The sequence below is a fragment of the Brucella sp. 22210 genome, from assembly GCF_052045675.1.
Lineage (GTDB): Bacteria > Pseudomonadota > Alphaproteobacteria > Rhizobiales > Rhizobiaceae > Brucella.
This window is the reverse complement of the sequence record NZ_JBQEPD010000015.1, coordinates 73798-97673: the sequence shown is the minus strand read 5'-3', so window position 1 is coordinate 97673 and position 23876 is coordinate 73798. Positions and strand designations below refer to the sequence as shown.

Below are 23876 nucleotides of genomic sequence, written 5' to 3'. Positions count from 1 at the left end.
AGGCGATGATTTCGCGGTCGAATGCGTCGATGACGAAGGCGAGACGAATGACCTCGCCATTCCAGCAGGTGAACTCCAGACCGTCCGAGCACCAGCGCAGATTGGAGCGCATAACCATGACCTTGCCGTCATGGATGCGGCCCTTGCGAACGGCGGTATGCTTCTCCAGCAGCATGGCATGGTTGCCCATGATGCGATGGACCCGTTTGGCGTTGACCACAGGCTTATCGGCGGCTCGCCTTTCGCGATTGAGGAGCGCGGCGATCCGCCGATAGCCATAGGTTGGCCTTTGATCCACCAGCCTGCGAATGGTGGGCAAAAGCTCTGCATCCTCGACCTTGTGGTAAGGCCCACGCGGCTTTGATTTGCCTTTCAGCCGCTCGATGAGGTTGGAACGGGAGACGCCTAGCGTGTCTGCTACGGCCTTCATCGCGAACCGTCCTTCGGCAACAAGATCGGCCGCGATATCCGTTTTTTTGAGTCCGCTTTGGAAAGGGCTTCGCGGAGGATTTCGACCTCCATCGTCTTACGGCCGAGCATGCGCTCCAGCTCGCGGATGCGATCTTCCAGTTTCTTCACTTCCGAATTGCCGACCACCGGCTCGTCAGAATCCACGGCTGCAGCACCTCCCTCACTCAAGAGCCTGCGCCACCGGTAAAGCAGATTGGGCGCAACACCATGGCGGCGAGCGGTCGAAGATACCGTTTCGCCTGGTTCGAAACTCTGCTCGATGATCGTCAGCTTTTGCTCGGTTGTCCACCGCCGACGGCGGACATCACCTGTCAGCAATTCGACATGTCGATACTCGTTAGACATAAGCCTATACCCAAGCCTGTGCTTGAGCCTTTCTGCTTATGCCGACTGTCCGGTCGAAATGGGGGGCAGTTCAACGGAGTAGATCGTAATCTCTCTCCCTATCCGTTTTCCTTGACGGAATCTCCGGAACAAATAGTCCGGGAATATCGTGATCAGCGAGCAAAGCAGAAACTCCAGCATTATTGTTACTCCTGCTTTTTCTCGTTGATTTTGTCAGGTGCAGAATTGACAACTGGTGCGGCTCCGGCGGTATTCGCCACGGATGCCGCAGGGATGGTTGTCTGCGCCGTGTCGTGAGTGGAAGACGTGCTCATCTGACTCATCGGCGTAGGCGCAAGCCCATGTCGGACTATGATACGTAGAGATCTGGCCATAGATGTTATTGGAGAAAGGAAATCCGGTAGCTCTGCCATCGCAATCAATAAGGCTGCAATCCAGAAGAGCTGATTGTGGGTGAAGAGCGAGATCAGTCCCAGAACCGCAACTAACTGAATTTGGACTTTATGCGTGCGATGCGCGATATGTTCCGGTAAGGCGTGGAGCCTTAAGTAGAGAACGCCGGTTAAGAACACGACGAACACCAGAAAGACAATCACGATGTTCAGAAGTACATCGGTTTGCCCTGGTGGTGTTATAAACGGAGGTAAATGCGCAACCGTCGCTTTATGCACGGCATCCGCTACTTGATCCATGCTGATCCAGCTCCTCATTGTCGGCACATGCCAAGCGCTTCATCAAAGATGATGACAATAAGGAGCGCCACGATCCGCCAACTCTTCTGCTCGAGAATGCCAACGTAACCAAGTTATTAAGTAGAGCTGATAATATAGTCTAAAATTATGGTTCCGTATAGCGGGAGTTTTTTATTGCACCGCGTAGCGGTTGGGGTAGGCAAGAATGGAGCGGTATTTTCTGTTCTTTACGTCAGTGAGCGGGCGAGGGATCGACAACAATGGCTTCCGCGCTGGCGGTTCAGGTCGCGCGCAGCTCAATTATCCTAAAAGTAATCGTCGGCCAGGGTTACGTGTGCCCATGAGAACGGAGCACGCGGATCGGAGAGAGCATTCGGCTCGGCCATCTATCTAAATATAAGCTATTAAAAATTCAGAAATACATTATTCTATGGTCAACACGCGAACGAAATGCCATTCTTGGAATAATCGCTATTTTACTTTCTTTGATGTTACTTGCCGCCTTATGAAGGGTTCAAGCTTCTTCTTTAATTGGCTTTGAACACGCAAAGAGAGGAAGATCAGGGTGACGCACCATGGTTTCTCGTGCAACGCAGTCGTCGGGTTAGTCGACGTATCGGGTAAGGCTTACGCTTCGTTTATTCGGTCAGAGGTCAATGCTGCAGCAGGCGCGGAGAATTGACGATGGAAATGTTGGTGGCTTTGCGAACTGGCGCGATAATGTTGGTCACATTGATCGCGTTGTCCATTTTGCAAATCCCCGGTTGGGCGCAGACGGCTCAATCCGAGGTGCCACCCGAGAAAGTCAGACAGCTTCTTGATGTGCTCAATGAGCCGGACGTTAAGGCCTGGCTGGAAAGCAAAGCTGCTCCGCCCCCGGTTGCTGAGCCCGCGCTTTCCGATACGTTTGCAAGCTGGGAAACTGCGGTTCGCAATCGTATAGCAGGACTTGTCGATGCAGTGCCCCGTATCCCTCAAGAACTGGCGAACGGGGCCGACAGAATCGCCCGTGACGTCAACGACGGTCGGCCGGGCCTTGTGATCTTCATTCTCGCCGTGCTGATGGCCGTGGGGTTCGGTGCTGAATGGCTGGTTCGGAAATTGTTACCGAAGGAACCACCATCAGCCTCGGGGCGGGATTTTGTTCCGCGGGCAATCCTGACCAATCTGGCTGCGTTGCTTACCTTTTCATTAGCCAGTGTCGGGTCATTTCTGGCGTTGGAATGGCCGCCATTGCTGCGGAGGATCGTATTGACCCTCCTGGTAGCCATTATTGCGTTTCGCGTGGTGCGGGCTATCTGTACCCGTGCCACTATCCTCCTGGCCACTCAGCCTTCGGCTTCGTCAGATCAGTTGTCTGACGACGTGATGAAAGAGGCAGTGCCCGTACAATATATGGCTGCAGATAGTGTTGAGACGGCGCGCTTCTGGCGCCGACGTATCAGCATTTTGGCCGGAATTTTCTTATTCGGCTGGGCAATCGTCAGCATCATGCGCGCCATCGGCTTTTCGCTAGAAGTTGCTCAGATAGGGTCATATTTGCTGGGGCTTGGATTGCTGGCAGTCGCAATCGAAGTGGTTTGGCGTCATCCTGATTGCCACCCATCGGCTTTGAAAGGTATGTTGCTGACCCTCTTTCTGATCGCTCTCTGGCTGGTCTGGGTCGGGGGAATGTTGGGGCTGTTGTGGATCGGTATTTATGCGCTGGCGCTGCCGCCCGTCCTGCGTGGTACAGGCCGCGTTGCGCAGGTACTTGTCGGTAATGACAAACGAGCTGGTGCGGTCGGCGTTATATTCGACGTCATCATCGCAAGAGGAGCGAGAGCGCTGGTCATCGCGGCGGCGGTCTTCTGGCTGGCTTATCTATGGAAATTCAGCGCCGCAGCCCTTTCGGGGAATGGGCTCGGTGAACGCTTGGTCAACGGCGCGTTCAACGCAATCATCATTCTTGTTGTAGCGGATTTGCTCTGGCAGTTGGCGAAGGCATTGATTGACCATCAGTTGAGGCCCATCGATCCAGCCGACAGCAGCGGCGCGGCGATGGCGCGTTCGGGCCGGCTGCGTACCCTGTTGCCAATATTCCGCAACGCACTTGCCGCATTCATTGCTGTTGTGGCTGTGCTGACAATCCTGTCGGGCATGGGTGTACAAATCTTGCCGCTGATCGCCGGTGCCGGCATCTTTGGCGTTGCCGTCGGCTTTGGCGCACAAACGCTTGTAAAAGATATTCTGAGCGGGGTTTTCTATATGCTCGACGATGCGTTCCGCGTCGGAGAGTATATCCAAAGCGGGTCATACAAGGGAACGGTGGAATCTTTCAGTCTGCGTTCGATAAGACTACGGCACCATCGCGGGCCGGTTTTCACCGTTCCGTTCGGCCAGCTGGGTGCCATCCAGAACATGAGCCGTGATTGGGTGATTGAGAAGATGACAATTGGCGTCACGCACGATTCGGACGTGGAACTGGCCCGCAAGCTTGTCAAGAAGATCGGTCAGGAACTGGCGGTGGACCCGGAATTTGCGGCAGACACGATCGAGCCCTTGAAGATGCAGGGTATCGATAGTTTCGGCGAGTATTCGATCGTGCTTCGGATGAAGTTGATGACCAAGCCTGGCACACAGTTCGGCATAAAGAGGCGGGCCTTCATGATGATCAAGAAGGCTTTCGAAGAAAACGGTATCAAGATTGCCTATCCTACAGTTCATGTCGAAGGCGGCAGCGAGACGGCTGCTGCCAGCCACGAGATCATGCGCAAGATGCAGGCTGAAGCCGCGGCAACAGAGGAGGCAAAAGCATGATTGCCAGAGATCGCACGAACGCAGATCTGACAAAGTGCAGTTGCCGCCCCCTTGCATCAGTCGCTGACCGGGCGTTCAGGACTTATGATTGACTGAGTATCAAGCCTCAAACAAGAATGATTGCAAATGACGAGTAAGAAGCTTGTCTTGCGGCTTTGCTCGGGGCAGAATGAAAAAGCGCTTCAATTTCAAGTAGATTTCAGCATTCAGGGCATTGATTGACATGGTAGCCACGACCGAATTGATGACGCCATGAAGATCGCTTTCTATTCTCCGTTGAAATCACCCCACCATCCGGTTCCTTCTGGAGATCGGCTGATGGGGAGGCTGTTGATTGCAGCATTGCGGCGTGCCGGTCATGAGGTGGAAGTCGTATCGGAATTCCGTAGTTTCCTGAAAGTGCCATCAGTCGAAGCTTTCGCTGCACTCGAAGTGCAGGCCGAACGGGAGATCACGCGGATTTCATTGCTTTGGCGGGGCAATACCGTCCCTGATCTGTGGCTGACATATCATCCCTATTACAAGGCTCCCGATTTGCTTGGGCCGGTGCTTTCTGCCTCATTCGCCATACCTTACGTGACAGTCGAAGCATCATATTCTGCGAGACGCAATACGGGAATCTGGACAGAAATTCAGCAAAGCTTGCTGAAAACTGTCGAACAGGCAGCCGTCAACATCTGCCTGACCGAGCGCGACCGCAGCGGATTGAAAGAGGCGCTGCCCGAGGCCCGCGTTGCGATGCTGGCACCGTTTATCGATTGCGCCGGGTTTGCCGAAGTGGTGCCTCATCCCGAGCGTGATCGGCTGATAACGGTGGCGATGATGCGCAGTGGCGACAAAATGGACAGTTACCGGATGCTGGCGGGATCGCTGGCGCTGCTCGGTGATGTTCCATGGACACTTTCCATCGTGGGTGATGGTGCCTGTCGCGCAGAAGTCGAGACGTTGTTTGCCGGTTTTTCGCCGGAACGAATTCGATGGCACGGGGAGCTGGAGCCATCGGAAATCGCGGGTCTGTTTGCGCAAAGTACTCTTTATGTCTGGCCCGGGTGCGGGGAGGCTTATGGGCTGGCCTATCTGGAAGCACAGGCCGCTGGCCTGCCAGTCGTGGCTCAGGCCATCGCCGGGGTACCGGAAGTCGTGGTCAACGACCGTACCGGTATTCTCACACCGCCGGGCGACGTTGTTGCATATGCTCAAGCGATGCGCTCGGCGCTGGCGAATGCCAAAATCCGCGACGACATGGCCTTTGCGGCTCGACAGTTCGTGCGAGACGAGCGGTCACTGGAAGTGGCGTCTGAACGTCTTGACGAAATCCTCAAAAATCATGTGGGCAGCGCGTAATGGGAACTGATATATGGCAAACGTTGAAAAGCGAACTGGACCGATGGCATAAGGCTGGCAAAGTCGCGGACTTCTGGTTGCGTGATGACGATGCGGTTTTTCCGACGCCAGAGCTGGCGCGACTGCTTGAGCTAAGCACGCGCCATGCTGTTCCCGTGGCGCTGGCTGTGATCCCCGAACATACGGGCCAGTCCCTTGCAGAGTACCTCGACGACTGGCCGCTGGCTACGGTGGTTGTTCACGGCTGGTCGCATACCAATTTTGCCGGTGAGCACGAGAAGAAGCAGGAGCTTGGTGAACATCGGCCGATTGGCGTCGTCGCTGCGGAATTGAAATCTGGTTTGGAGCGTCTTGAGGCGCTCCATGCTGGCCGTTTCGCTCCAGTTCTGGTGCCGCCATGGAACCGTATTGCACCGTCTTTGGTGGGCGCGCTTGCTGGTCTTGGGTTCCATTCCCTTTCAGTGTTTGGACCGGAGAAGCTCGGTCCATTGTCGATGATCAACACCCATGTCGATCTGATGGACTGGCATGGAACGCGGGGTGCCCGCGATCATGTGGCGCTGATTGATGATGTCGTCCATCGTCTGCGGGTGATGTTCGATGGCGGTGGCAGCTTGGGGTTCCTGACCCATCATCTGGTGCACGACGAGTCTGCTTGGCAATTTCTCGATGCGCTCTTTGAGCAGACAGCGTCTCGTCCTGCCAGCCGATGGGTGGCGCTGCCGGATATGCTTGCTCAGACATAGAGCATTTCCAGCAAAAGTGCGTAGCGGTTTTGCGTAGGATAATGCGTCAAAACAAATAGATAGAGCGGTTCCACGATTCCGCTTTAACAGGAACCGCTCTAGACGTTGAAGGTTTGGCCTTCCCGGGCTGAGAAGGCGCCAGCAAACTGGCTCGCGGCTTGGCGATCGATTGCTTCGATTTCTGCGTCTGTGCGCAGCGGCGAATGATGGATGAAAGCAACATTCTTTGCGTTGGCTGCCTTGGCAAGCCGGATAGCGTGCTGCCACGATGAGTGACCATAGCCGACATGCTTGGGCATTTCCTCATCGGTGTAGGTGGTGTCGTAGAGGAAAAGGTCCACGCCTTGGATCAGACTCAACACCGCAGGATCGAGGATACCAGGTTCATGCTCGGTATCGGTGATCAGCGCTACGGAACGCCCGCCCCATTGTACGCGATAGCCGATTGCGCCACCGGGATGATTGAGGCTTCCGGTTATAATCTCAATACCGGGGTGGGGTTTCAGAACATCGCCGGATTTAAAATCCTTACAGATCATTTTTGCGGGGCAGACATCTATTTCAATGGGAAACCATGGGGGCCGTATAAACTCCGCGACAATCTCGCTCGTGTTCATCTTTCCGTACATATGCCCGGACCAGAGTTCCACCGTCGAGCGGGCATCAAAGAGTGGCGCGAAATAAGGCAGACCGATAATGTGGTCGTAATGACAGTGTGTAAAGAACAGGTTGAAGTTGGAAATACCTTCGGCAAGCAATGATTTTCCGGCGGGCAACAAGCCGGATCCGGCATCGAACAACAATCTGTGCTCACCGCATTGCATCTCGATGCAGACAGTATTGCCGCCATATTGCCGGAAATCCGGTCCTGAAACCGGCAGACTGCCCCGCACTCCCCAAAAACGCACCCGAAACACTGTGTCGCTCTCACTTTCTGCCGTCGCGCAAATTCGAAGACCGCCGCTCCATGAGAGTGCTGGCTCTCCGGCAAGAAAATCAACGTTGTCCGACCGTTTCCGGTTTTGTCGCAATCATGGCATGTTAGCCAGACGGTGAAACATATGCGAGCGTAGATTCTAGCTTACTACTAAATATGTAGCATTCTTGTCGGTGGTATGAAGCGTGAGAAGTTGTAAAGGAAATCTCTAAGGGATGACATCAGAGTTCCCGTCCATTGCCGTGATTGCCGACGCGCACTTCCACGATATTTTCGGCGACTATGGCACTGCCGGGGTCACGGTGAACAAGCGGACCATGGCATTGCGTCCATTTGCCAACACGGTGCGTTCGACACGCGTGTTCAACGAGAGTTCCTCCGCGTTGCGATACACGCTGGATGACGTAGCCGTGCAAGGAATTCACCACGTTGTCCTTCTGGGAGACTACTCGGATGACGGCCAGACGGCGACTATGACAGGCTTGCGGACCCTTCTGGACGATTACGCCAGACGCCATGGAATGCAGTTCTATGCGGTGCCGGGCAATCACGATATTTTTGGTCCCGGCGGGCGCCATCGGTCGAAACGTTTTCTGAATGCTCGCGGTGGCCACGATCTGGTAACCAGCAATCCGGAGCGCGAGGCTTCGCCAGACGACGATGCCTTGATCATCAATGAGAATCTGCGTTGCGCAGGTTATCCACTCGGCCTTCATGCGCCGGGCGACGTCGGCTTTTTCCGAAAGCCGCAATATCTGCATTGGGAAACCCCGTTTGGCACTGAGGATCATCCATCAGCGCGGGAGTTCGAAATTCGCTCGCCTGATGGCTTGACGGTTCGCACGCTCATGGATGCGACCTATCTCGTCGAACCTTTCGAGAATCTATGGATGCTGATGATCGACGCCAACGTGTTCGTGCCAGTGGGGGGAGAAACCGGCGATGCGGAGGAGGCTTTCGCCGACAGCACCGATGCCGGCTGGAACGCCATGCTGATCCACAAACGCTTCATTCTGGATTGGGTAAAATCGGTCACTGATCGGGCGCGAGAACTTGGCAAGACGGTCATCGCTTTTTCCCATTATCCAGCGCTCGATCCGCTGGATGGCACGCGTGATGACGAACTTGCAGTGCTTGGGCAAACAAGCCTCATGGGCCGCATCCCGGAACCGGATGTTGGCGATGCCCTGATTGATGCCGGTATTCGCGTGCATTTCAGTGGTCATCTTCATATCAACGATACCGCTCGCCGTCGCAACGCCAATGGCTTTCTGTTCAATGTATCCGTACCCTCGCTGGTCGCTTTTCCAGGTGCTTACAAGATTATACGCATCCAGCCCAATCAGCTGAATATAGAGACGATCAGCATTGACGCCATGGCGCTCGACACTGACATCCTCTCTCAATATGCCGCCGAAGCTGGGAGAAACAAGATCAATCCCGGCGAGCTGCTTAACACTGCAAATTATGGGGAATTCCTGTCGAGCCACCTCGCGCATCTTATCGGTAGACGTTTTCTGCGTCGGGAGTGGCCGGAAGCACTTGCAGAAGCAGTGAGAAACCTTGGAATTCTGGATTTGGCCGCTCTCGCACTGGTCGAGCGTCCCGTCACTTCCGGTACGCTTGCTGATCTTAAAGTGGCAATTGGCGATAGTGACAAACAGTGCCAGCTAACCATCTCTGCCGTGGAATACGGACTTGATCCCGCCTTGCTGTCGCGGATAAGCGCAATGACGTTTCTGGGTGACTGGTATCGCGTCAGGATGGGCAGCGATCTGGGGTTTGATGCTGTATCTGAGCCGCACCTCGCTGCGTACAAATGGGTGTTGGATCTCTATGCTCGTCGTACTGAAACGATTGCGGTGGGATCGATGCAGGAAGCCTTCGGCAGACTTTTCCGGATGTTCGACCGCTTCATTTCAGGTTTTCCATCACGAGACTTTTCCATTGATCTGATAACCGGCGAGATACATCCAGGATGACCAGCGCATTTCTGTATGCAAATCGGCCATAGGAATTGACCAGCAATAAATGTCTGGCCTACAACTTACCCATGATGGACACATTCGACGCAAACGCGACTACCATTGATTGGCATGAAAGCGCATTTGATATTTTGCGCGGTGTGGCCGCATACACATCGAGCCCGCTGATCAAAGGTTTGTCGCGGGTCGTCGCCCGCCACCCCGAAGCGGACCTTGGCAATGCCTTCAACCACAAGCAAGTGGTCTGCAAGATTTGGGCGCGGCAATCGCTGTTTGAAGCCGTCGGCGGAAAGTTCGGCCGCATCGTCATACTTGGTGGCTGGTATGGCGTTCTGGCCGCGATGTTTTTCGAAGATCCGCGCTTCGAGATCGAGGCGATCGACAGTTTTGATATCGATCCCGATGTTGGCGCTGTCGCTGATACCTTGAACAGCGCGTGGACAGATCGGTTTCGGGCATTGACTGCCGATATGTATGATCTTGCCTATGCGAAACTCGGCGCTGATCTGGTGATCAACACGAGTTGCGAACATATTGCTGATCTGCCTGCCTGGCTGTCGCTGTTGCCCAAGGGAACCCGCGTTCTCCTGCAATCGAACGATTATTTTAGCGAACCGACCCATGTGAATTGTGTCGCGTCGCTGGATGAGTTCATAGATCAGGCGTCATTGGGAACGATTGCCTTCGCCGGTGCGCTGCCCATGAAGAAATATACTAGATTCATGCTGATCGGCAGCGTCTAGCGCGCTGCCAGAAGACTATGCAGAATCTCTGCGGTGCGATGAGCGCCGTAGAGATCAAGGTTGTGAGCTGGCAAACGAGGCGCGGCAAGTGCCTTGCCTATGGCATCGGTCATGCTATCCGCTGATAGCTCATCTTCCGTGAGAACCGACGCGAGGCCGAGCTTCTCCAGATGCCGTGCGCGTGCCGTCTGCTCGGTTTCGCCACCCGCCGTAAAAGGAATGAGCAACGATCCGCAACCTGCACGCAGGATATCGCAAACCGTATTGTATCCGGCCTGAGAGACTGACAAGCGAGCCTTGAGCAGCAGGCTTGGAAAACCCTGCAGGAATCGGAAGATGCGGACATTGTTCGGTGCTTCCGCCGCGATATCGTCAAAATCCGATTGCTGCAGATTGGGCCCGGTCACGATGCACCAGGAAAGGTCAGGCGACAGGCGCTTTGCAGCCTCAAGTGCAGCGCGGATCAGGAGGGCGCCGACAGCACCGCCACCAGCCGAAACGACGATATCGAAGGTCTCCGCAGGCGGCGAGGGCGGTGGCGCGGCGACAAGGCCCGTATAGATAACCTTGTCGGCAATCTCTGCACGCAGCGGAAAACTATCCTCCAGACGGGCAAACTGCGGATCGCCATGAACCAGCACGTGATCGAAATAACGTTGCACCAGGGCTACACTTTCCTCGTCTCTACCGGGTTTGGCGCGTTCCTGCAGAATATCGCGCAGCGAGGCCAACACCAATGGTCTCGGCGTCATTGCATTGATCTCATCAAGCAGGGGGATCAGTTCGAAGCGAACTTGCCGCCGTCCAAAAGGAAATGCCTCGATGATGACGATATCGGGCTGGACATCCCGAAATGTGACAAGCAGCTTGTCACGGCGCTCGGCTTTGAATTCATCGGTCAGCGGGTTGCCAAAGGCGTCGGCAAGACCGGAAAACCCTGCATCGCCCGAAGCAATCGCTGGTAATGCGACATGGCTTACTTCCGGCCCCGGAAATCCCGGGACAGGCATGCCGCCGGTGACCATGGTGACGTCGAAACCGTCTTGTGTCAGTGCACGGGCAATGCGACTGGCGCGCGCAAGATGACCGATGCCGAGCAGATGCTGGACATAGAACAACACGCGCGGTCTTGCCGTCGATTGTCTCATTTGCTCGGCTTCCATTCTGTTTCGAACAAGGATTTCAATTGACGGATGCTGTTGTGGAAGTTGAATTCTGTTCGCACCCGCTTTTCGGCGGCACGCCCCAGGCGATGGCGGAAGTTCGCATCGCGGATCGCTGTTTCCATCGCTTTAGCCAAGGCTTGGGGATTCTCAGGCGCAACAAGCAGGCCATTCTCCCCGTCTATCAGTAATTCCGGCACACCGGAAATGTTGGTGGAGACCGAGATCAGCCCCTGGCTTGAGGCTTCCACCAGCACGTTCGGCAGACCATCCCTGTCTCCATCCGCGGCAACCCGGCAAGCGAGCACGAAGATATCGGCGGCTTGATAGCTAGCGAGAACGTCCTTCTGGTCGAGCGCGCCCTTCCATTGAATCTTTTCAGCGATCCCCAGCTCGCCTGCAAGTGCTTTCAAGCTGGCGATCCTGTCTCCATCACCGATGTGCTCGAACCGCCAGTGGAGATCATCGGGCAGCAGGCTGAGTGCTTTCAGCACAATGTCATAGCCCTTTTTCTCGACGGCGCGACCGACGCTCAGGATTCTGACAGGATCATCGGCCTCACTGCCATTGCGGAGTGAGCGGCTTCCCTCGAACGGTCCAAACAGGGCAAGATCGAGGCCATGGTAGCTCAGATGCACATTGGACTTGGGGCCTCCAAGCTGGCGCAGATGGTTGAAGCCCGAATGCGTACAGGTTACCGTCCAGCGTGTGCTGGTGAGTTTGCCCTGCAACTCCCAATCCGGCGAAGTCCAGATGTCCTTGGCATGAGCCGAGCATGTCCATCCAATGCCGGTGATCTGGCTGGCATAGGCCGCAACGGATGCTGGAGTATGGATAAAATGTGCGTGAATCCATTCCGCGCCCTCGGGCCACTCCGCCGCAAGAACGGCGGCCTGTCCAAAACGCCTGATACGATTGCGTGTGGGGTCCTTTCGAAAATCCTTGAGAACAGCCGTCAAACCACGCCAGAAACCGGGTCTTGGCATACAGGCGATCAGTGCCGCCAGAACACGGCGCGGTTCATCGCGTAGATATTCAGGCAGATAGTGTACTGGCGCACGAATTTCATCATGCACCGGATGGGTCTTTTTATCTGTTGGTCGCCGTAAAGCCACGAGAACCAGATCGAAACCCGACTGTTCCAACCCAAGCAATTCCTGGGCGATGAATGTTTCAGACAGGCGCGGATATCCCTTTAGCACCACGACCGTTTTTCGGCGATATGACACGCGATTATCCCTTGACGAGTGACAGGTGGTTCGGCTGACGTCGATCCATCAGGTCCCCGACAATTTGAGAAATATGCGGCAAGCCTTCCAGTCTGAACCCCTTAAGCGCACTCTTGGAAGGTGCGGGTCTGCTGGGCAGGGCTTTGAGCGCGCCTGCCATGCGAACCGGGTCTTCGGATTCGCTTGGGAGCAACATATCGATCAGTCCCAGCTCTGCGGCGCGCCGGGCGCGGATCAACTGTTCTTCACGCGGAAGGACGCGCGGAACGATCAGCGCTGGCTTGTCGAAGGACAGAATCTCGCAATAGGTATTGTAACCCCCCATGGCGACGACCGCCTTGGCGCCAGCCACAAGTTCTTCCATCCTGTTATCGAATTCGATAACCTCGATATGGGGGATCGCCCGGCTCTTGCTTATCATCTTGCGACGCTTTTTCGCGGGCATGTAAGGTCCGAGCACGATGAGTGACTTGTGCTGGAGCGTGTGATCGTGCTGGTAGGCGCGTATGACATCGTTGACGAGATCGGCGCCGTCACCACCTCCACCCGTCGTAACGAGGATGTAGTCACCCTTTGGACGATGGTCCGGGAGTTCATGGGTGGAGACGCTACGCTGCAGGAAGCCGACGAAACTCATTTTGTCGCGGACACTCTTGGGCACGTCGAGCCCAACCAGCGGATCATAGAAATCCGGCGGACCATAGACCCATACCGCATCATAGAGCTTGTCGATCTTGTCCATCACATTCTTGCGCTTCCACTCGGCATCGAGCAGATGCGGCGCGTCCATGACTTCACGCAAGCCAAGGATCAGCATTGCTCCCCGTGTCTTGAGATAGGTGAGTGTTTCCTCGACTTCGCCCTTCATGCCCATCGGTTCTTTATCGACGATAAAAATGTCGGGCTGGAACGTTTCGGCCGTGTGACGGATGATCGATTGGCGCATCTTTAGCGTGTCATGAAGATCGGTGTGCCGCTCCATTGACTCGTATTCTCCATTGCGCAGCTTGATCACGCTTGGAATTTTGACGAAGTCGACACGCGCGCGATAGTCAAACGCACCGGCAATGGTGGCGCCGGATATGATCATAATATTCAGACCGCGATAGTCCTCGACCAGCGAATGGGCGATTGTCCGGCAGCGCCGCAAATGGCCCAGTCCAAACGTGTCGTGGCTATACATCAGAATGCGGACATCCTCCAGGCGGCGCGTCATGATGCGAGCCTCGCGGTCATTTGGTGACGCAACCCGTGATATGGGAAATTTTTCAGCATATGAATATCCACCTCAACTATACGGATCAGCGACGTCGCGGAGGCCGTCACCCAGAAAATTGAAGGCCAGAACCACCAGGATGACCGGAATGATCGGAAACAGCAGCCAGGGGTAGAAGACGATGACACTTACACTGCGGGCTTCTGTCAGAAGGATACCCCAGCTTGTGATTGGCGGCCGCAGACCCAGTCCGAGAAAGCTCAGCGCAGTTTCACCGAGGATCATGCCCGGAATAGACATGGTTGCAGTCGCGATCAAGTGCGACATGAAGCCGGGAATGAGATGCCGCCCTATGATGCGGCGACTATTTGCACCCATCAATTGGGCCGCAAGCACATAGTCTTCTTCACGCAGTGAAAGCAGTTTGGAACGCACGGCACGCGCCAACCCCGTCCAGTCGAGCAGTCCGAGGATGGCGGTGATACCGAGGTAAATCAGCATTGGGCTCCATGTAATAGGCATGATGGCGGCGAGGGCCATCCACAAAGGTATGCTTGGAATAGACTGAAGTACTTCGATGATTCGCTGAACAATGAGGTCGAAAACGCCACCATGGTAACCAGCTAGGCCGCCGATAACAATTCCCAGCGTAAAGCTGATGACGATGCCGATTACGCCGATTGTAAGCGAAATGCGAGCGCCATAGAGAATGCGCGACAGCACGTCGCGCCCGAGGCGGTCAGTGCCGAGAAGAAACATCTGCCCACCTTTCGCGGGGCAGACAAGGTGGAAATCCGTCGCGACCACGCCCCAGAATTTATAGCGATCACCCGAACAGAAAAACCGCAGCGGCTCGACCTGGTCTTTCTGGTCCACGTAGACGCGTCGAAGCGTGTCCATATCGAGCGTCATCTTGCGCCCATAGACGAATGGTCCGATGAAATCACCGTTGTGAAAAAGGCGAACGGCCTGCGGGGGGCTATAGATGAAGTCAACGTTGCGTGTATGGAGATTGTAAGGTGCCAGAAACTCGACAAAAGCGATCATTACATAGAGCGCACCAAGAAAAATCGCAGAGGCGAGGGCCAGTTTGTGCTTTTTGAATTTCCACCACATCAATTGCAGCTGTGATGCCCGATAGAGCCGGTTTTGCTCCTCGGTCATGACGTCGACTGAATGTGGATCGAAAGGCTTCGTTGAGACAAAGTGAGGTAGCGGCGCGCCGGGTTCTGGAAGCGGTGATGTCATTTTGTGCTTCCGCCTTGCAGTCTGATGCGCGGATCGAGAAAGGCGAGCGCGATATCGGAGATCAACACGCCAATCACCGTCAATGTCGCAAGGAACATCAGGAACGAACCCGCAAGATACATGTCCTGACTTTGCAAGGCCTTGATGAGCATCGGTCCCGTCGTCTCCAGCGAAAGAACAATTGCGGTGATTTCTGCACCGGAAATGATCGCCGGCAGGATCGAGCCGATATCCGAAATGAAAAAGTTGAGCGCCATGCGCAGGGGATATTTCACCAAAGCGCGGAAAGGGTGCAAACCCTTGGCACGCGCTGTCACCACATATTGTTTCTGCAGTTCGTCTAGAAGATTGGCGCGCAGACGCCGGATCATGCCTGCAGTGCCAGCGGTGCCGACGATCAATACCGGAATCCATAGATGGGAGAGGATTGAGGATGCCTTGGCCCAACTCATCGGTTCGGCCAGATATTTCTGATCCATGAGATGCCCAATGGAGGTGCCGAACGAGATATTGGCGAAATACATCAGGATCAGCGCGAACATGAAATTCGGGATCGCGATGCCAAGCAGGCCTATCAGTGTCAGCCCATAATCCGCCCAGCTATATTGATGCGTCGCCGAATAGATGCCGATGGGGAAAGCGATCAGCCAGGTGAAGATGATCGTGAAAAACGACACCATCACCGTCAGCCACAGCCTGTCGCCGACCACCTCGCTGACGGGGAGCTGGTACTCGAACGAATAGCCGAAATCGCCTTGCAACATGCCGGCGACCCAATGGAAGTAGCGCAGCACTGGCGGCTTATCAAAGCCATACTGGACGCGCAGCTCTTCGATTTCCTGCATGTCGACGGCTTCGCCCTGAGCACGAAGTTCCGACACATAGCTTTCAAAGTAGTCGCCGGGCGGCAGTTCGATGATGGTGAAAACCAGAGCTGAAATGATCACCAGTGTGGGGATCATCGCTGCGATGCGCCAAAGGATGTATCGCAGCATGGTCAGGCATCCTTACCATACCAGAACGCATCCGGCATAAAAACTCCGAGAAAGCCAGTCGGGTCGAAGCCGTAAAGTCCCTTGTCTGGCACGTTCCGGAGACTGTCTGCGCGCAAGATCGGTTGCGGCGTGCTGTTGACGATGCCGATAGAAAATACCTGCTGCGAATAGATATCCAGCATCTGCGTCCAGATACCGGTTCGTTCTGTCATGTCACTGGTATTCCGCCATTGGGCAAGAAGCGCGATAAGCTGCTTCACCTCGGGAATTTCCGGAGGCTGGCCCTTCATTCCGTTCGACATGTAATACATGCCCCAGACCGGCCATTGCAGCTGGTCGTCCGAGGTTGGAGCAAGTTCGCCCGGGTTCATGTCGGCTGTCGGGATACCGTTATCGAGCCCAGACCACATTGCCATCATGATTTCACCCCCTATCGCCCGGCTGCGGAACACGTCACGCTGAGATGTCCGGATGAACAGCGCGATGCCCACATCCAGCCAGTGATCGGTGATCAGCTCAAGGATATCTGTCTCCAGTGTGCTTTCGCCAGCGGTTTCGACCACGATTTTTGCCGGCCGACCGTCGGGCAGCAGGCGTATCCCGTTCTCGTCACGCATTTGCAGGCCCGCGGCGTCCAGCAGGGCGTTTGCTTGGGCCGGATCATGCCCGCTCCACGCGGTCTTGTATCCAGGTTTGAACAGCGGACTTTCGGGCAGGATGGCGTTTGCGCTGTCAACGGCAAGCCCGTAGAACACCGCCTTGTTGATTTCGGTCCGGTCGATTGCAAGCGACAGTGCGCGACGTACCCGCACATCCCAGAACAGCGCCCGCCAGGTGGCATCACCGCAGTTGAGGTTGGGCAGCAGGCTCACCCGCGAGCCTTCCGTGCGTTTCCATAAATTGACCTTGACCGGAAATCGCTTCTCGGAATCCTTCAGGAAGGCGTAGTCGGCAAAATCGAGGCCATGTGCCTGCAGGTCGCTTTCGCCAGCACCTGTCTTGGCGGCAATGATCGCCGGAGAGCTGATATTCAGAACCACTTTATCAACATAGGGCAGTTGCAGACCGTTTTCATCGACACGGTGGAAATACGGGTTGCGCTCAAAAACGAACTGCTCCGCTGGCGATGCAGTAGTGTTGCGCCACGGATCGAGCGTCGGCAGCTCCGGGTTCTCGGGACGATAGCTGCGCGCCATATTGAAGTGAAGATCAACCCATTTTTTGACGCGGTATTGCTTCATCAATGCCGAAAGCCGGAAATTGTCCTGATACTTCTTGTGAAACTGCTTCATGTATTTTGACGGCAGGACGATCATCAGCGCCTGTGGCGCGGCCAGTTGTGGCAGAAAATCCGGATTGGGCGCGTCCCAGCTATATCGGACAGTCAATTCATCGATGACTTCGAAACGTGGTGGCCTTCCATTGACAAGCAGGACGCGCGGCGGGCCGCCGCGCTTCAGCTCCGTGTTGAGCATCACGTCTTCCCAACAATAGCGAAAATCCTCTGATGTCAGATAGGACCCGTCCGACCACCGATGTCCGGGGCGGATTTTGAAGGTGAAGACCCTGTCCTCGATCACTTCGAAGCTTTCGAGAATATCCGCATGCATGTTGAGCTTTTCGTCGTAGCCGACCAGACGGGAATAGCCATAAAGCGTCATCAACCGGATATCTTTCTGGTTGCCGATCAAGGTCCGGATGATGCCGCCATTGACACCGGGCTTTCGACCAAGGGCGGCCATGTTGATGACTCTCGGTGTCTTGGGGAGGCGGTCGGCCGTGTCGAGCCGATCCCAAGCACCCGGCTGCGGAAATGAATAGTTCCAGTCAAACGATCTCGCCCGCGAAACACCAGGCAGAACGCAGGAAGCAAGCATGCCCAGAGCAGTGCGGCGGTTGATCACGGTCTCAACTCCCGCACATCGGCTGTCTTGCGTGCAAGCACAAGGTGCCCATTGCCCAGATCGGTCGGTGTCAACATATCTTCCGGTCCATCGTTGCGGAACTGGATGCCCCAGTTGCGCTTGTCGGACGCGCCGCTGGCCCTCAGCTTGCCGAAATCGAGTGGACGGTCGAGATCGGGAAATGGAATCGCCGCAAGCAACGACTTCGTATAGGGATGGACAGGCGATCGCATCAAAGTACTGCGCGGAGCGATTTCGACGATCCGTCCGGCACACATCACGGCGATCCGGTCTGCCATATAATCCACCACCGCCAGATTGTGCGAAATGAAGATGTAAGTGAGCCCGAGTTCCTTCTGCAAATCCTTGAGAAGGTTGAGAATCTGCGCCTGTACAGACACATCAAGCGCCGATACCGGCTCATCGCACAGGATGAGTTCCGGGCCGAGCGCCAGGGATCGCGCGATGCCGACGCGCTGGCGCTGACCGCCGGAGAGACCGTGTGGATAACGTTTGAGATAGCGCCGGTTGAGGCCGACGACGTCCATCAGGTCGGACACCTTGTCCATCCGCGATTTGGCGTTTCCGCGCCCGTGGATTTCCAGTGGTTCGCTGAGAATATTCTGGATCGTCATGCGCGGCGACAGCGACGATACCGGATCTTGAAACACCATCTGAATTTTAGTGCGCAGCGCTTGCAGCTCGCTGCCATTGGCGTCGAGGACATCAATCGGGCCTGTAGTGCCGTTGAAAGTGACTGAACCGGCATCTGGTGTGATGGCGCGCATCAGAATCTTGCTCAGTGTGGTCTTGCCGCAACCACTTTCGCCGACCAGGCCGAAGCACTCGCCGCGCAAGACATCGAAACTGACGTCATTGACTGCGCGTGTCGGCGGTCCGTCATCTTTTGAAAAGAGGGTTTTTCGAGCGGCGAAGGTCTTGGAAACGTCGCGTACAGAGAGCAGTACATTGTTGCGCTCCGCATCGGCGGTCTTGCTCTTCCCCATCAATTTGGTGACATCGACAGGCACATCGCGCAAGGATTTAAGTCTCTCGCCCGGCTTCATGTCGAAATGGGGCACGGCGGCCATCAGGCCTTTTAAATAGGGGTGAGACGGCTTGCGGAAAATTGTTTCGACGGGGCCGGATTCCATGATCTCACCGTGATAGATCACGACCACCTCGTCGGCGACATTGGCAACGACGCCCAGATCGTGGGTGATGAGCAACATCGCCATATTGAGCTTGGCGCGTAGTTCGCCCAGCAGCTCGAGAATCTGTGCCTGTATGGTTACATCCAGCGCAGTGGTTGGCTCATCGGCGATCAGCAGAGATGGCTTGCATATGAGCGCCATGGCAATCATGGCACGCTGGCGCATACCGCCGGATAGCTCAAACGGATATTTGTCATAGGCGCGAGCCGGGTTTTGAAAGCCAACAAGGCCAAGCATCTGCTCGGTTTGCTCGCGTCGCTCGGCCTTTGTATCTTTAGTATGGATCGACAGCACTTCGGAAATCTGGTTACCGATCGTGTGGAGCGGCGATAAAGAGGTCAGCGGCTCCTGGAAAATCTTGCCGATACGGCTGCCGCGCAAGGCGCGTATCTCTGGACCATCAACCGGCAGGCTGAGAATGTCGACAGGCGGCTGGCCGGGCATAGCCGGATCTTGGAAAAGTATCTTGCCGCTCGCAGAGGCAGTGCGCGGCAGAATTCCCATAACCGACTGACTAATAACAGATTTTCCGGATCCGGATTCACCGACAAGGGCCGTGACTTTGCCCGGCAGGACACGGAGATCCGCCTTTTTTACGGCCATGATTTCCCCGCCCATCAGGCTGAAGGAAATGCTCAGATTTTCGATCCTCAAGAGATCCGTACCAGAGATCATGCTTGCGGGCCTTCACGTTTTCATGTTTCCGGTGCGGGTACCCCGACATGAACGCTAGCGCACGAATGTCAATGTGTCCATGACTAGATTCCGCTGGTCCAGTAGTCGCCATACCTATTGGAAAGATAAGCGCCGGGAATGCTGCCTGCCGGGAAGGGGTTACTTGATGAGGCTACAGGCGTTGCTGTCGCGCAGGACGTCCTTGCAGTTGGCCGATCTGCGGAAATCATCATAGAATAGTGACCATTCGCCGGTTCCAGCCGCGCGATAAGGACCAAATTTGAAATACTGGTTTTTGCCCAATCCGGCATCGTTGTGGCCGATATAGCCTGTGACTGTCGCGATCCAGAGGTCGTTGGCAAAGATTTCGATATGGCCGGTTCCATCCGGTCCGGGTTTTGTCATGATCGCAAAGTCGATCCATCCGGAGTTTGGAGAGGGAAGGCTGTTGCCGCGCGGCGTGACAGTGATTTTGTCAGTGCACGCCGTGAAGAGGTTACCATCTTCGGCAACCCAGTTGTTGTCGGTCGCGACGAGCGCCCGCATCTGGTTGGTTTCCGGGCGCAACCAGACTGGGGTCGAACCTTTTTCGCATGTTGCGGCTGTGCCCTTCGTTCCCGTGGAAATGGGCGCGTGATAATTCGTTTCCACCGTCATGAAAAGTTTGCCCTTATTGAGCCGCACCGCCAGAAAAGGGCTGAAGTCGCCTTTCGCTTCCGGGCCAATCTCACGCTTCCATTGGGCGATAACGTAGCGATGATCGTCCTGGGGGATAGGGTCAGCAAACTTGACTGCGAAGCCGTACCAGACAGCTTTGTCATAAGGGACGCGGAGCTCGGTTTTTTCCCAGATTTCCGCCCGTTCGCTGCAATTTTCTGTTGTCGCCTCGCAACCGGACCGCACGCTCAGTTTCAGCGCGCCAGTTCCTGTACGGGTGACCGCACTCTGGAACTCGACCGATCCGGCTTTCTGTTCACGATTGTCGCGATAATAAAGCCTGCCTGTTGGCGAGAAATCCTGACCATCGAAAGTGTCGAAAAGGGTCTGACTCAATGGATCGGCAACCGCTGGGATTCTGACAAAGAATGTGAATACAAGTAACGCTATAGCACATGTCTTCATCATTGCACGAAGTTCCCCTCGAGTTTTCGGGGCTTCTTCTGATCGCGGGAATTGCGGTAAAGCAGCATCACCTGCTCGGCCTCTGAGCCCGCATCCGATTTGTTTTTGCCGGTTGCCTCGACGCTGCCCAACTTCATGTCTTCTGCGCTCGGCGCCAGTATTGTCACTTTTTCCTGCACACCGCGCAGTTTCTTCGCGCCGAGCATCACCCAGTTGCCACCAGAATAGGTGGTGAACGCCTCGCTGGCGATGATTGGATGGTCGGGGTAAAGTCTGGTCAGCCCCTGTAGACGGGCCACCTCATTGACCGCGCTGCCAAAGGTGGAAAATGTCAGCCGGTCCTTAAGCCCAACATTTCCGAACATGACGTTGCCGACATGCAACCCCATTCCGTAGCGAATTTCGTCGAGGCCGTTCCTTTTTCGCTCATTGTTCATGTCCGCCACGGCGGCGGCGGCCTTCCGCACGGCTTCCATTGCCGCGCGGGCTGCAATCTCGGACGGTTCCCGGTGACGTCCGCAAGGGTAGGCGGCAAGGAAGCCGTCTCCGATAAAACTCAGAATTTCGCCGCCATTCTTGTTGAATGGCGCAGCGATTGCGTCGAAAAATTCGTTAAGGGTGTCGATATAGACCTGCCGGCCAGCCTGGTCGGCGAGATTGGTCGATTGACGCATGTCGCCCATGACGAGTACCGCGCGAATGGTCTCCCCATCTCCTCGCCGTATCTGGCCAGACAATACGCGCTTGCCGGCATTGCTGCCGAGATAAGTGGTGACCACGTTGTCCGCCAGCTTGCCCAGCACTGCCATCTTCGCCGCGATAGCAAGGCTGTCCTGAATTTTCAGCAGCGTTTCAACCACGTCGTCGCCGAAGCCGCCCGGGATATCCGTCGTCCAGGAGCCGACCATGCCTTGACTGTCGCCCTCGCCGAAGGAGTGTACAAAGGCGAGATAGTCGGTGGCGCCAATTTCCTTCAATTCATCGAAAACCTCGAACTCCGATGGTATAGAAGGATCGATTTCACGACGCAGATGCGGCAGGTTGTTGCTAAGAAGATAGAAATAGGGGCTGTTGAGAAAGCGCTCTGTATCCTTTTCGCTGGCCGAAGCGCGAAACCCTTCGATTTCCATGCCTTTGCCGCGGATCCAGGTGAAACCGAGCGCGTCATAAAGCGGGTGCAACATCGAAAAACTTAAGTGAACGCGCATCAACGGCACACCGGCCGCTGCGAGCTGGTCGCAAAACCCTTCGGCCAGAGTTTCAAGGCTTGCGCCGTTCAGCGCGGACTGTTGTAGCCAGTACAAAACTGGACTGAGCAATGTTTCGGAAACCGTAATCCGGGGGACATCCATCGCTTTTTGTTCTTTCCAGCCATCAGCCGTTTCATGGCGTGTCGTCAGCAAATCACGCCGACTAATATAGCGTGTAATAGCCGCAAAGCCAGTTTCACCAAAGTAAATTAGGAAGGATTTTCGCTGAACGTGCAGTTGCCGTCAGGCAGCGTGCTTGACATGGAGCCCGCAAATCCGCCACTGAAAGACATTAGAGCGTGTTTCGATCTGATTGAATCAGACCGGCACTCTAAAGCTTTGTTTTAACGCGCATCTTGTCTGAAAACCGTTTCACACTTTTCAGGATGCGCTCTAGTTGCCGGAGAGCCACGATCTTGACCGATTCTGCCCCGCTTCACGAAAACCTGTTTACCGCTATTGCTGACCGCTCGGCGCGTGTGGGCGTTATCGGCCTCGGCTATGTCGGTCTGCCTCTGGCGATGACTGTTGCCAATAGCGGTTTTCGTGTCATTGGCTTCGATATAGACCCCGGCAAGATCGTCATGATTGACGACAGTAAATCCTATATAGAATCCGTATCCGATGCGCTGCTTGAGCGGCATGTTGGCGAGGGCCGTTTCCGCGCAACGACTGATTTTGCGAGCCTTGGCGATTGCGATATCATCATCATCTGCGTCCCGACGCCACTGACCAAGCAGCGGGACCCTGACCTGTCCTTCGTCGTCAAGACCTGCGATGCGATTGCCCGAACGTTGAAGTCCGGCCAACTGATCGTGCTGGAATCCACCACCTATCCTGGCACCACGGATGAAGTGGTGCGACCGATCCTGGAAAAGACGAGGCTGCGTTCGGGCCTGGATTTCTTTCTAGGCTTCTCACCGGAACGCGAAGACCCTGGCAACCGTGATTTCGAAACTTCGAGCATTCCGAAGATCGTGGCTGGCGATGGCCCGGAGGCGTCCCAGCTCATGACGGCCTTTTACGGCGCAGCGGTCAAGACAGTCGTCCCAGTCTCGTCAAACGCAACCGCTGAGGCTGTGAAGCTGACGGAAAACATCTTCAGAGCGGTCAACATCGCTCTCGTCAATGAATTGAAGGTCGTTTACGAGGCCATGGGCATCGATATCTGGGAAGTGATCGAGGCTGCCAAGACCAAACCGTTCGGCTATATGCCGTTCTATCCGGGGCCGGGACTTGGTGGTCACTGCATTCCCATCGATCCGTTTTACCTGACCTGGAAGTCGCGTGAATACGAACTGCCGACGCGCTTTATCGAGCTTGCCGGCGAGATTAATTCGGCCATGCCGCGCCATGTTGTCGACCGGCTGGCTGAGGCGCTCGACCGCCGCCACGGCAAGGCGGTCAGTCGCTCGCGTGTCCTGATCATCGGACTTGCCTATAAGAAAAATGTGCCTGACATTCGCGAAAGCCCGTCGCTGAAACTTATCGAGCTGATTGAGGCTCGCGGAGGGGCGACGGCCTATCATGATCCGTTTGTCGCGACGATTCCGCCAACACGCGAATATATCGAGCTGCGCGGCCGTAGCTCGGTCGAACTGACCGAAGAAGCTGTCAGAGATTTCGACGCTGTGCTGATTGCGACTGATCACGATCAGATCGATTATCAGGCGCTGGTCACTTGGGCGCCCTTGATCATCGACACACGCAATGCGTTCGGACGCCGTGGCATCAGCGGCGACAACATCGTCAAGGCATAGCAACGACGCATTTTTGAAGAATGCGGTCGCCGTTATTA

17 protein-coding genes and 1 pseudogene are annotated in these 23876 nt (G+C 55.5%); 6 read left to right on the top strand and 12 right to left on the bottom strand.

Translation table 11 applies throughout. The annotated features are described in order from the left end of the window. Together ACTJKP_RS17930 and ACTJKP_RS17925 are read right to left on the bottom strand one after the other, a co-directional pair. Positions 1–816 (bottom strand): annotated as a pseudogene (locus tag ACTJKP_RS17930) (IS3 family transposase); the annotation flags it as partial. A 185-nt stretch (positions 817–1001) separates the two neighbouring features. Continuing rightward, the gene (locus ACTJKP_RS17925; protein ID WP_440631638.1) at positions 1002–1508 is read right to left on the bottom strand and encodes a hypothetical protein; all 507 of its coding nucleotides are present in this window, start codon (positions 1506–1508) and stop codon (positions 1002–1004) included. Between the two features lie 684 nt (positions 1509–2192). On the opposite strand from ACTJKP_RS17925, the gene ACTJKP_RS17920 reads away from it, so the two are divergent. The 3 genes from ACTJKP_RS17920 to ACTJKP_RS17910 all read left to right on the top strand — a co-directional run bounded on the left by ACTJKP_RS17920 (position 2193) and on the right by ACTJKP_RS17910 (position 6397). Beyond that, positions 2193–4307 (top strand): mechanosensitive ion channel family protein, encoded by a 2115-nt coding sequence (locus ACTJKP_RS17920; RefSeq protein ID WP_440631637.1) that lies wholly within the window; start codon positions 2193–2195, stop codon positions 4305–4307. A gap of 252 nt (positions 4308–4559) precedes the next feature. After that, a complete protein-coding gene (locus ACTJKP_RS17915) occupies positions 4560–5651 on the top strand; it encodes a glycosyltransferase family 4 protein (RefSeq protein WP_440631636.1) in 1092 nt (363 codons plus the stop codon). Then, the gene (locus ACTJKP_RS17910) at positions 5651–6397 is read left to right on the top strand and encodes a polysaccharide deacetylase family protein (protein ID WP_440631635.1); all 747 of its coding nucleotides are present in this window, start codon (positions 5651–5653) and stop codon (positions 6395–6397) included. Before ACTJKP_RS17915 ends, ACTJKP_RS17910 begins: the two co-directional genes overlap by 1 nt. Positions 6398–6495: 98 nt before the next feature. Here the strand turns inward: ACTJKP_RS17910 and ACTJKP_RS17905 are convergent, their stop codons facing one another. Beyond that, entirely contained in the window at positions 6496–7314 is an 819-nt protein-coding gene (locus tag ACTJKP_RS17905; RefSeq protein ID WP_440631634.1) for an MBL fold metallo-hydrolase, read from the bottom strand. A 235-nt stretch (positions 7315–7549) separates the two neighbouring features. Here ACTJKP_RS17905 and ACTJKP_RS17900 point away from each other — a divergent pair, with 235 nt between their 5' ends. Then, complete coding sequence (locus tag ACTJKP_RS17900; RefSeq protein ID WP_440631633.1) at positions 7550–9316, top strand: metallophosphoesterase family protein; 1767 nt, start codon at positions 7550–7552, stop codon at positions 9314–9316. A gap of 71 nt (positions 9317–9387) precedes the next feature. Then, positions 9388–10062, top strand: coding sequence for a class I SAM-dependent methyltransferase (locus ACTJKP_RS17895; protein WP_440631632.1), 675 nt, complete (start codon positions 9388–9390; stop codon positions 10060–10062). Here the strand turns inward: ACTJKP_RS17895 and ACTJKP_RS17890 are convergent. From ACTJKP_RS17890 to ACTJKP_RS17850, 9 genes are all read right to left on the bottom strand, one after another. Next, a complete protein-coding gene (locus ACTJKP_RS17890) occupies positions 10059–11210 on the bottom strand; it encodes a glycosyltransferase family protein (protein WP_440631631.1) in 1152 nt (383 codons plus the stop codon). The two genes, ACTJKP_RS17895 and ACTJKP_RS17890, sit on opposite strands and share 4 nt — an antisense overlap. Next, positions 11207–12454: a glycosyltransferase gene (locus ACTJKP_RS17885; RefSeq protein ID WP_440631630.1), complete on the bottom strand. Its 1248-nt coding sequence runs from the start codon at positions 12452–12454 to the stop codon at positions 11207–11209. The genes ACTJKP_RS17890 and ACTJKP_RS17885 overlap by 4 nt, the downstream gene beginning before the upstream one ends. Positions 12455–12458: 4 nt before the next feature. After that, positions 12459–13670 carry a glycosyltransferase family protein gene (locus ACTJKP_RS17880; protein WP_078340099.1) on the bottom strand — a complete coding sequence of 404 codons (1212 nt, stop codon included), beginning with the start codon at positions 13668–13670 and terminating at the stop codon, positions 12459–12461. Between the two features lie 72 nt (positions 13671–13742). Continuing rightward, complete coding sequence (locus ACTJKP_RS17875) at positions 13743–14918, bottom strand: ABC transporter permease (protein WP_113534492.1); 1176 nt, start codon at positions 14916–14918, stop codon at positions 13743–13745. Next, on the bottom strand, positions 14915–15913 hold the full coding sequence (locus tag ACTJKP_RS17870; protein WP_440631629.1) for an ABC transporter permease: 999 nt from the start codon (positions 15911–15913) through the stop codon (positions 14915–14917). The genes ACTJKP_RS17875 and ACTJKP_RS17870 overlap by 4 nt, the downstream gene beginning before the upstream one ends. Before the next feature lie 2 nt (positions 15914–15915). Next, a complete protein-coding gene (locus tag ACTJKP_RS17865) occupies positions 15916–17817 on the bottom strand; it encodes an ABC transporter substrate-binding protein (RefSeq protein ID WP_440631628.1) in 1902 nt (633 codons plus the stop codon). Next, the gene (locus tag ACTJKP_RS17860; protein WP_440631627.1) at positions 17814–19706 is read right to left on the bottom strand and encodes an ABC transporter ATP-binding protein; all 1893 of its coding nucleotides are present in this window, start codon (positions 19704–19706) and stop codon (positions 17814–17816) included. Before ACTJKP_RS17860 ends, ACTJKP_RS17865 begins: the two co-directional genes overlap by 4 nt. Positions 19707–19865: 159 nt before the next feature. Next, positions 19866–20831, bottom strand: coding sequence for a polysaccharide lyase (locus ACTJKP_RS17855; protein ID WP_440631626.1), 966 nt, complete (start codon positions 20829–20831; stop codon positions 19866–19868). Further along, entirely contained in the window at positions 20828–22180 is a 1353-nt protein-coding gene (locus tag ACTJKP_RS17850) for an adenylate/guanylate cyclase domain-containing protein (RefSeq protein ID WP_440631641.1), read from the bottom strand. Before ACTJKP_RS17850 ends, ACTJKP_RS17855 begins: the two co-directional genes overlap by 4 nt. Positions 22181–22464: 284 nt before the next feature. Here ACTJKP_RS17850 and ACTJKP_RS17845 point away from each other — a divergent pair, with 284 nt between their 5' ends. After that, a complete protein-coding gene (locus ACTJKP_RS17845; protein ID WP_440631625.1) occupies positions 22465–23838 on the top strand; it encodes a nucleotide sugar dehydrogenase in 1374 nt (457 codons plus the stop codon). The last annotated feature ends 38 nt before the right edge of the window (positions 23839–23876 follow it).

What these genes read in the sequence shown, in the direction of transcription:
- ACTJKP_RS17925 (WP_440631638.1), bottom strand. Translation starts at nt 1,508, where the DNA reads ATGGATCAAGTAGCGGATGCCGTGCATAAAGCGACGGTTGCGCATTTA.
- ACTJKP_RS17920 (WP_440631637.1), top strand. Translation starts at nt 2,193, where the DNA reads ATGGAAATGTTGGTGGCTTTGCGAACTGGCGCGATAATGTTGGTCACA.
- ACTJKP_RS17915 (WP_440631636.1), top strand. Translation starts at nt 4,560, where the DNA reads ATGAAGATCGCTTTCTATTCTCCGTTGAAATCACCCCACCATCCGGTT.
- ACTJKP_RS17910 (WP_440631635.1), top strand. Translation starts at nt 5,651, where the DNA reads ATGGGAACTGATATATGGCAAACGTTGAAAAGCGAACTGGACCGATGG.
- ACTJKP_RS17900 (WP_440631633.1), top strand. Translation starts at nt 7,550, where the DNA reads ATGACATCAGAGTTCCCGTCCATTGCCGTGATTGCCGACGCGCACTTC.
- ACTJKP_RS17895 (WP_440631632.1), top strand. Translation starts at nt 9,388, where the DNA reads ATGATGGACACATTCGACGCAAACGCGACTACCATTGATTGGCATGAA.
- ACTJKP_RS17890 (WP_440631631.1), bottom strand. Translation starts at nt 11,210, where the DNA reads ATGAGACAATCGACGGCAAGACCGCGCGTGTTGTTCTATGTCCAGCAT.
- ACTJKP_RS17880 (WP_078340099.1), bottom strand. Translation starts at nt 13,670, where the DNA reads ATGACGCGCCGCCTGGAGGATGTCCGCATTCTGATGTATAGCCACGAC.
- ACTJKP_RS17875 (WP_113534492.1), bottom strand. Translation starts at nt 14,918, where the DNA reads ATGACATCACCGCTTCCAGAACCCGGCGCGCCGCTACCTCACTTTGTC.
- ACTJKP_RS17870 (WP_440631629.1), bottom strand. Translation starts at nt 15,913, where the DNA reads ATGCTGCGATACATCCTTTGGCGCATCGCAGCGATGATCCCCACACTG.
- ACTJKP_RS17860 (WP_440631627.1), bottom strand. Translation starts at nt 19,706, where the DNA reads ATGATCTCTGGTACGGATCTCTTGAGGATCGAAAATCTGAGCATTTCC.
- ACTJKP_RS17855 (WP_440631626.1), bottom strand. Translation starts at nt 20,831, where the DNA reads ATGATGAAGACATGTGCTATAGCGTTACTTGTATTCACATTCTTTGTC.
- ACTJKP_RS17850 (WP_440631641.1), bottom strand. Translation starts at nt 22,180, where the DNA reads ATGGATGTCCCCCGGATTACGGTTTCCGAAACATTGCTCAGTCCAGTT.
- ACTJKP_RS17845 (WP_440631625.1), top strand. Translation starts at nt 22,465, where the DNA reads ATGCGCTCTAGTTGCCGGAGAGCCACGATCTTGACCGATTCTGCCCCG.